The sequence below is a fragment of the Micromonospora lacuserhaii genome (assembly GCF_036902735.1).
Lineage (GTDB): Bacteria > Actinomycetota > Actinomycetes > Mycobacteriales > Micromonosporaceae > Micromonospora.
Map to the genome: position 1 here is coordinate 22,768 of NZ_JBAKHO010000061.1, position 8,217 is coordinate 30,984.

6 protein-coding genes and 1 pseudogene are annotated in these 8,217 nt (G+C 73.3%); 4 read left to right on the plus strand and 3 right to left on the minus strand.

Features of this window, described 5'->3' with window-relative positions; translation table 11 throughout:
- Position 1 precedes the first annotated feature (1 nt).
- Positions 2-454 (minus strand): annotated as a pseudogene (locus V6U81_RS25605) (IS607 family transposase); the annotation flags it as partial.
- 127 nt (positions 455-581) lie between these two features.
- Here V6U81_RS25605 and V6U81_RS25610 point away from each other — a divergent pair.
- Genes V6U81_RS25610 through V6U81_RS25625 form a run of 4 tightly spaced genes read left to right on the plus strand, consistent with a single transcriptional unit; the run spans position 582 to position 4,035 of the window.
- Positions 582-1,496 (plus strand): ABC transporter ATP-binding protein, encoded by a 915-nt coding sequence (locus V6U81_RS25610; protein ID WP_334492880.1) that lies wholly within the window; start codon positions 582-584, stop codon positions 1,494-1,496.
- On the plus strand, positions 1,489-2,373 hold the full coding sequence (locus V6U81_RS25615; protein ID WP_334492881.1) for an ABC transporter permease: 885 nt from the start codon (positions 1,489-1,491) through the stop codon (positions 2,371-2,373). Before V6U81_RS25610 ends, V6U81_RS25615 begins: the two co-directional genes overlap by 8 nt.
- Complete coding sequence (locus V6U81_RS25620) at positions 2,370-3,323, plus strand: ABC transporter ATP-binding protein (protein WP_334492883.1); 954 nt, start codon at positions 2,370-2,372, stop codon at positions 3,321-3,323. Before V6U81_RS25615 ends, V6U81_RS25620 begins: the two co-directional genes overlap by 4 nt.
- A gap of 1 nt (position 3,324) precedes the next feature.
- Positions 3,325-4,035: an ABC transporter permease gene (locus V6U81_RS25625; RefSeq protein ID WP_334492884.1), complete on the plus strand. Its 711-nt coding sequence runs from the start codon at positions 3,325-3,327 to the stop codon at positions 4,033-4,035.
- 92 nt (positions 4,036-4,127) lie between these two features.
- Here the strand turns inward: V6U81_RS25625 and valS are convergent, their stop codons facing one another.
- Together valS and V6U81_RS25635 are read right to left on the minus strand one after the other, a co-directional pair.
- Positions 4,128-6,692, minus strand: coding sequence for a valine--tRNA ligase (gene valS, locus V6U81_RS25630; RefSeq protein WP_334492886.1), 2,565 nt, complete (start codon positions 6,690-6,692; stop codon positions 4,128-4,130).
- 101 nt (positions 6,693-6,793) lie between these two features.
- On the minus strand, positions 6,794-8,217 hold a 1,424-nt coding region (locus tag V6U81_RS25635; RefSeq protein ID WP_334492888.1), incomplete at its 5' end, for a S1 family peptidase.

Here is an 8,217-nt window from a genome sequence, read left to right on the forward strand (position 1 = left end):
CGTCCCTGGTCGCGGCATCGACCACCAGCAGGCGGCGGCCCTGCGCCGCGAGTGCGGCTTCGACGTACTCGGCACCCAAGTGCGCGAACCGGTCCCGGTGCTCGACCACGATCGTCTGCACGGCCGGATCACGCAGTAGGGCCAGAAACTTCTTGCGATGCCCGTTGAGGGCTGATCCAACCTCGGTCACCACGCGCGACACGGCGAGGTTCCGCCCGGTCGCCCACACGGTGACCCGGGCTACCTGCCGGTCCAGGTCCGCCCGCTGGTCAGCCGACGGAACCCGGGCGTAGACAACGACCTGCCTGGCCTCCGCAGCTGCGGCCAACGGCTCGCCGACCATGATGAGCCGGCCGAGCCGGCAAGTGGGAACCGGCAGCGCCCCGACCGCGAAGGGCCGCCTCGCCGTGGCGTACGCGATGCCCTGCGACGCCGCCCACTCCTTCAAATTCACGCCCACCATCATTGAGCACTAGAGACCGCCAAAGCCGCACGCCACGCCATCAGCCGGCACCCCCTACTGGTGGTATCAGGGGCGTGCCTGATGTCCCGACGAGCGTCCGCTCCCTAGGCTGACGAGCGTGACACTGATAGCGACCGAGTCGCTGACCAAGACGTACGGGGGTCGGGTCACCGCGCTGGCCGACCTGACCGTCGCGGTCGAGCCGGGGATCATCGGCCTGGTCGGCGCCAACGGCGCCGGCAAGTCCACCCTGATCAAGATCCTGCTGGGGCTGCTCGCCCCGACCAGCGGGCGCGTCTCCGTGCTCGGCCTCGACCCCACCTCCGACCCGGCGGCGGTGCGCGCCCGGGTCGGCTACATGCCGGAGCACGACGCGCTCCCGCCCGACCTCTCCGCCGCCGAGCTGGTCACCCACCTCGGCCGGATGAGCGGGCTGCCCCGCACGGTGGCCCGGGAACGCGCCTCCGAGGCGCTTCGCCACGTCGGCCTGTACGAGGAGCGTTACCGCCCGGTGGGTGGCTACTCCACGGGCATGAAGCAGCGGGTGAAGCTGGCACAGGCCCTGGTGCACGACCCGGACCTGCTGCTGCTCGACGAGCCGACCAACGGCCTCGACCCGGCCGGCCGGGACGCCATGCTCGCCCTGGTCCACCGGATCGGCACCGAGTTCGGCATCTCCGTGCTGGTCTGCTCGCACCTGCTCGGCGAGGTGGAGCGGATCTGCGACACCCTGGTCGCCATCGACGGCGGCCGGCTGCTGCGTGCCGACCGGATCGCCGCGATGACGTCGGCCACCGACGTGCTCGCCGTCGAGGTCAGCGAGGGTACGGAGGAGCTGGCCACCCGGCTCGCCGCGCTCGCCCTGCCGGTGACCCGGGACGGCCGGATGCTGCTCGTCCCGCTCGTCGACGAGGGCACGTACGACCAGATCCTCGGCGCGGTCGCCGAGTTGGACCTGCCGTTGCACCGGCTGGACCAGCGCCGGCACCGGGTGGCCGAACTCTTCGCCGCGAGGGAGCCGAGTCATGTCTGAGCCGACCGGGGTCATCCACGACATCGGCTACCAGCGCTACACCGGCCCTCGGCTGGGGCGCCGGCACGTCTTCGGCGCGCTCTACCTGCACGGCCTGCGCACCGTCTTCGGGCTGGGCCGCAGCGCCAAGGCCAAGATCTTCCCCTGGCTGGTGGTCGCCATCGTCACCGTGGTGGCCGCCGGGGTGACCGCGGTCCGCAGCCAGATCGGCCAGGTGGTGATGACGTACGCCCAGTTCGCCGACGCGATGAGCTGGCTGGTCATCTTCTTCGTCGCGGTGGCCGCCCCCGAGCTGGTCTCCCGGGACCTGCGCAGCGGCGTGCTGCCGCTGTACTTCTCCCGGCCGCTGCCGCGCGGCGACTACGCCGTGGCCAAACTGTTCAGTCTGATGACCGCGCTCTGGCTCCTGCTGGGCGCGCCGCAGCTGGTGATGTTCCTCGGCGCCGCGTTCACCACCGACCGGGGGATGGGCGGGGTCTGGGACGAGCTGCTCGACCTGCTGCCGGGCCTGCTCTACGCGGCGCTGTGGGCGGTGGTCTTCGCCTCGATCGGGCTGCTGGTCGCCTCGCTCACCGGCAAGCGGGCGTTCGCCGCGGGCGGGATCGTCGCGGTCTTCCTGATGACCGCGCCGGTCGTCGGCGTCCTGTCGATCATGCCGTCCCGGACCGTCAACGAGCTGGCCTTCATGGCCTCGCCCTCGACGCTCGTCGGCGGCGTGGGCAACTGGGCGCTCGGCGACCTGCTGGTGCCCGAGGGGCAGGGCGGCGGCATGCCGATCGGCGACTTCGGCCCGGTCTACGCGGCGACCGCCGTGCTGCTGGTCGCCACCTGCGTCACCCTGCTGCTGCTGCGATACCGGAAGGTGGCCGCCCGATGACCACGCTCGACGCCGGCGCCCCGCCGGCCACCGCCACCACCAGCACCCTCGACCTGGCCAGCGTCTCCCGCTGGTACGGCAACGTGGTGGCGGTCAACGACGTCACCATGCGCCTCGGGCCCGGGGTGACCGGGCTGCTCGGCCCGAACGGGGCCGGCAAGACCACCCTGCTGCACATGATGGCCGGCTTCCTCGCGCCGTCGAGGGGCACGGTCGCCCTGGACGGCGAGCCGACCTGGCGCAACCCCGGTGTCTACCGGCGGCTGGGCCTGGTCAGCGAGCGGGAGGCGGTGCACACCTTCCTCACCGCGTACGAGTTCGTGCTGGCCAGCGCGAAGCTGCACCGGCTGCCCGACCCGGAGGCGGCGGCCCGGCGGGCGATCGCCCAGGTGGAGATGGCCGACGCGCAGGACCGCCGGATCGGCACGTACTCCAAGGGCATGCGGCAGCGCACCCGGGTCGCCGCGGCGCTGGTGCACGACCCGCAGGTGCTGCTGCTCGACGAGCCGTTCAACGGGATGGACCCGCGCCAGCGGCTGCACATGATGGGGCTGCTGCACTCCCTCGGCGACGCCGGCCGGACCATCCTGTTCAGCTCGCACATCCTGGAGGAGGTCGAGCAGGTCTCCGGCACCGTGCAGGTGATGGTGGCCGGCCGGCTGGCCGCGTCCGGCGACTTCCGGACCATCCGCCGGCTGATGACCAACCGGCCGCACGTGTTCACCGTCCGCTCCACCGATGACCGGGCGCTGGCCGTGGCGCTGATGGCCGAGCCCTCGGTCACCGGCGTGGAGCTGGGCCGTACCGGCCTGACCGTCCGGGCCGGCGACTACGGCGCCTTCACCCGGGCGCTACCGAAGATCGCGCTGGCCCGGAGCATCCGGGTCCGCCAGCTGCTCCCCGAGGACGAGTCGTTGGAGAGCGTCTTCTCGTACCTGGTGGAGGCCTGAGATGTCGACCGTTTCCTGGATCACCGCGCGCGGCCTCTTCGGCCGGCGCCGGTTCCTGATGCTGCTGCCGCTGCCGATCGTGCTGGTGGGGCTGGCCGTGCTCTGCCGGGCGCTGGGCGTCGACCCCCGCGAGTGGGGGCCGTCCGTACTGGTCGGCCTCGGCCTGGCCGTGGTGCTGCCGGTGGTGGCGCTGATCATCGGCACCGGCGTGCTCGGCGCGGAGATCGACGACGGCACGGTGGTGCACATCCTCACCAAGCCGCTGCCGCGCTGGCAGATCGTGCTGCCGAAGCTGGCGGTGGCGACCGGGGTCAGCGCCGTCACCGTCGCCGTGCCGCTCTACGTCGCGGGCGTGCTCGCCGACTCGGTACGCCTCGGCCTGGCCCTCGCCGCGGCCTCGGCGGTGGGCGCGCTGGCGTACTCGGCGTTGTTCCTGGCGTTGAGCCTGGTCACCCGGCGGCCGGTCCTGCTCGGCCTGGTCTACGTGCTGATCTGGGAGGGGCTGCTCGGCAACTTCGTGAAGGGCACCAAGGTGCTCTCCATCCAGCAGTGGGTGATCGCCCTCGCCGATCGGATGGCCCCCACCGCGCTGCTCTCCACCACCGTCGGGGTGACGCTCGCCGCGGTCCTGGCAACGCTGGTCAGCATCGGCTTCACCATCCTCGCGATCGACCGCCTCCGCTCCTACTCGGTAGCCGGCGAAACCAGCTGACCCCCCGCCCCACGGGGCAGCACTGGCACGGAAGGAGTGGCCTCCCACGCCCGGGGGGCCACTCCTTCCGTGCAAGTGCGCCGATCTGGGGGTCAGAAGGCGCAGGCGATCACCAGTTCGGGGGTGCGGTCGGGGAGGAGGTCGAGTTTGGTGACGTGGCCGGCGGCGCGGACGTCGTCGGCGACCAGCGTGAGCTGGTCGAGCAGGGCGGCCGGGCCGAGCGCCTCGGCCAGCGGGACCTCCGCCCGCATCGACAGCTTCCGCTCGGACTTGGCCCGGCGGATCTGGCCGAGCGCGTCCCCGGCCAGCCGCAGCAGCGCCGGGTCACCGGGGGACCGGATCGCCCGCCCCACCTCGTACGTGGTGGGCCAGGTGGCGCGGTGCACCGAGCCGTACCGCCACCAGGACCAGACCTCCTCGGTGACGAAGGGCAGGATCGGGGCGAAGAGCCGCAGCTGCACCGAGAGGGCGGTGGCCAGCGCCGCCCGGGCCGAGTCGGCCGCCGGCCCGGTGCCGTAGGCGCGTTCCTTCACCAGTTCGATGTAGTCGTCGCAGAACCGCCAGAAGAACGCCTCGGTGGCCATCAGCGCCGCCGTGTGGTCGTACTCGTCGAGGGCGGCCGTGGCCACCCCGACCACGCCGCGCAGTTCGGCGAGCATGGCGGTGTCCAGCGGCGCGGTCGCCGGGGCGCGCAGCGCGTCCGCGGCGCCCAGCCCCAGGGCGAACCGGGACGCGTTGAGCAGCTTGGTGGCGAGCCGGCGCCCCACCTTGATCTGGGCCGGGTCGACGGCCAGGTCCATGCCGGGCTTGCCGGTGGCCGCCCAGTACCGCACCGCGTCGGAGCCGTGCTGCTCCAGCAGCGCGTGCGGGGTGACCACGTTCCCCTTGGACTTGGACATCTTCTTCCGGTCCGGGTCGAGGATCCAGCCGGAGAGCACCGCGTCCCGCCAGGGCAGCACGCCGTGCTCCAGGTGGGCGCGGACCACCGTGGCGAAGAGCCAGGTCCGGATGATCTCGTGCCCCTGCGGGCGCAGGTCCATCGGGAAGACCCGGCGGAACAGGTCCGGGTCGGTCTCCCAGCCGCCGACGATCTGCGGGGTCAACGAGGAGGTGGCCCAGGTGTCCAGCACGTCCGGGTCACCGACGAAACCGCCGGGCAGGCCGCGCTGGGACTCCTCGAACCCGGGTGGCGGGTCGCTGGACGGATCGACCGGCAACGTCGCCTCGTCCGGTGTGAGAGGGTGGGTCCAGTCCGGCTCGCCAGTGTCGTCGAGCCGGTACCACACCGGCACCGGCACCCCGAAGAAGCGCTGCCGGCTGACCAGCCAGTCTCCGGTCAGCCCGCCCACCCAGTGGTCGTACCGGTGCTTCATGTGCTCCGGCACCCAGCGCAGCTCGGCGCCCCGGGCCAGCAGCGCCTCCCGCAGGTCGGCGTCCCGGCCGCCGTTGCGCAGGTACCACTGCCGGGTGGAGACGATCTCCAGGGGCCGGTCGCCCTTCTCGTAGAACTTCACCGGGTGGCTGATCTCGCGCGGCTCGCCGACCAGGTCGCCCGCGTCGCGCAGCAGCTCCACCAGGGTCCGCCGGGCGCCGTTGACGGTCTGCCCGGCCAGCGCCGCGTACGGCTCCGCCGGCACCCCGGCCGGCGGCTCGGGCAGCAGCCGCCCGTCCCGGCCGATCACCACCCGGGTGTCCAGCTGCAGGTCCCGCCACCAGGTCACGTCGGTCAGGTCGCCGAAGGTGCAGACCATCGCGATGCCCGTTCCCTTGGCCGGGTCCGCCAGCGGGTGCGCGCGCACCGGCACCTCGACCCCGAAGACCGGGGTACGCACCGTCGCGCCCACCAATTCCGCGTACCGCTCGTCGTCGGGGTGGCAGACCAGCGCCACGCACGCCGGCAGCAGCTCCGGTCGGGTGGTGTCGATCAGCACCTCCCGCCCGCCCGGCCCGGTGAAGCGCAGCCGGTGGTACGCCCCCGGCCGCTCCCGGTCCTCCAGCTCGGCCTGGGCGACCGCGGTGGCGAAGCCGACGTCCCAGAGGGTCGGCGCCTCCGCCTGGTACGCCTCACCCCGGGCCAGGTTGCGCAGGAACGCCCGCTGGCTCGTCGCCCGGGCCACCCGTCCGATCGTGGTGTACGTCAGCGACCAGTCCACCGACAGCCCGAGCCGCCGCCAGAGCCCCTCGAAGACCTGCTCGTCCTCGGCCGTCAGCTGCTCGCAGAGCGCCACGAAGTTGCGCCGGGCGATCGACGTCGGGTTCTTCCGGGCCGCGTCGTCGACCGGCGTGGTCGGCGGGACCCAGGTCGGGTCGTACGGCAGGGACGGGTCGCAGCGCACCCCGTACACGTTCTGCACCCGGCGCTCGGTGGGCAGACCGTTGTCGTCCCAGCCCATCGGGTAGAAGACCGCCCGGCCGCGCATCCGCTGAAACCGGGCCACCAGGTCGGTGTGCGTGTACGAGAAGACGTGCCCGAGGTGCAGCTCGCCCGATACGGTCGGCGGAGGGGTGTCGATCGCGTACACGTCCGGGCGCTCCTTCGAGCGGTCGAACGCGTACGTGCCCTCCTCCTGCCAGCGGCGCGCCCAGGTCTCCTCGAGGCCGTCCAACGTGGGACGTTCGGGGACGCCGGCGCGGGCCGTCCTCGCCGTATCAGTCATCCGTCGATCGTAGGCAGCCGGCGGCCTTCGGCCCACGGCTTATCGCCGTGTCCGCCGTCGGGTCGCCGACGCCCACGGTTCGCCGGCGCCCGACGGGACGGTCAGGGTGCGGTCGGGCCGATCAGCGGGCCGTGCAGGGCGATCTGGAAACCGAGCCCGGTGCGCGAGTTCACCCGGCTGAGGATGGTGGAGACCGGGGTGTAGATGTTCTGCTCCGCGGCGTTGGTGCACGCGCCGTCGCCCGGGTCGCCGCCGTGCAGGATGCCCAGCGCCCGGCCGTCGGACTCGGTGAAGAGCGGGCCGCCGCTGTCGCCCGGGCGGGCGCAGATCCGCACGTCGATGCCGCCGCTGGCCTTGCCGGTGACCTCGCCGCAGCGGGTGCCCGGCACGTACCCGAGCCCCGCCCCCGAGTCGACGTACGTCTCGCCGGCTTTCGGGGTGTACGCCGAGCCGGTCGCGCAGACGATCCAGCCGGCCTGCACCGCGCTGTACGCCGTGTACCCGGTGATCGCCACGTCGTGGCTGCCCTTGGTGGCGCAGGCCGGGTTGTCGGTCACGCACCAGTAGGTGACCAGGCTCTGCGCGTCGCCGCCGGCCTGGCGCGGCCACGCCCAGTGGTTCAGCGCACCGTCGGAGTAGGGCAGCACCGCGTAGTCGTTGGGGAAGGCGTTCTCGGCCAGCACCGGGCTGGTCGACTCGACCCCGACCGGCACCTTCGGGCCCAGGTACTGGTGCCAGGTCTGGTCGACGTGCTGGTGCCGGCCGCCCACCACGCAGTGCCCGGCGGTCAGCACGTAGTACCGGCCGGACGTCGACCGCACGTTGAAGCCGGTGGTGCAGCCGCCGACCGTGCCGTCGTCGCGGGGCACGTCCAGCCGGATGCCGCCGCGCATCGGCGCCTGCGGGCAGTAGCGCGGGTCGCACGCCTTCGGGATCGAGGACGCGGCCAGCCGGGCCTGCGCCCGGGCCGGCACACCGGCGGCGGCCAGCGCGTCGGCCAGCCGGGCGTCACCCGCGGCGAGCACGTCGCCGGTGAGCACCACGACCTCGTTGGCCTTCTCGTCGACCACCACGTCGGTGCCGGCGGTGACGTTCAGCGTTCCGGCCAGCCGGGTCGCCGCCGCGGTGAGTTCGCGCAGCGAGTGGCGTACCGGAACGACCTTGACGTGGGCGGCGTCCGGCACCCCGGCGACCGCCTGCGCGACCGGGTCCGGGCTGGTCGCCGCGATGGTGAGCACGCCGCCGCCGGCCTGGTCGAGCCACATGCCGGCGTACTGGGTGGGGAACCTCGCGGCGAGCGTGTCGGCGAGCGGCGCGGAGAGCTCCTGGAGGGCGAGCCGCCGGGCCGCCTCGTCCTGCGGCACCCGGTACCGGTCGCTCAGGTAGCTCACCGACGCCGGGGCGGCCTTCGCCACCTCCTTCGGCGGCCGGCTGGCCGCAGTGACCGGGCGGGCCGGGGCGGTGGAGCGGGGGGTGCCGGCGCGCTGGCCGATGCCGGCCTGCGCGCTCGGCGGCGCGTCCGCGG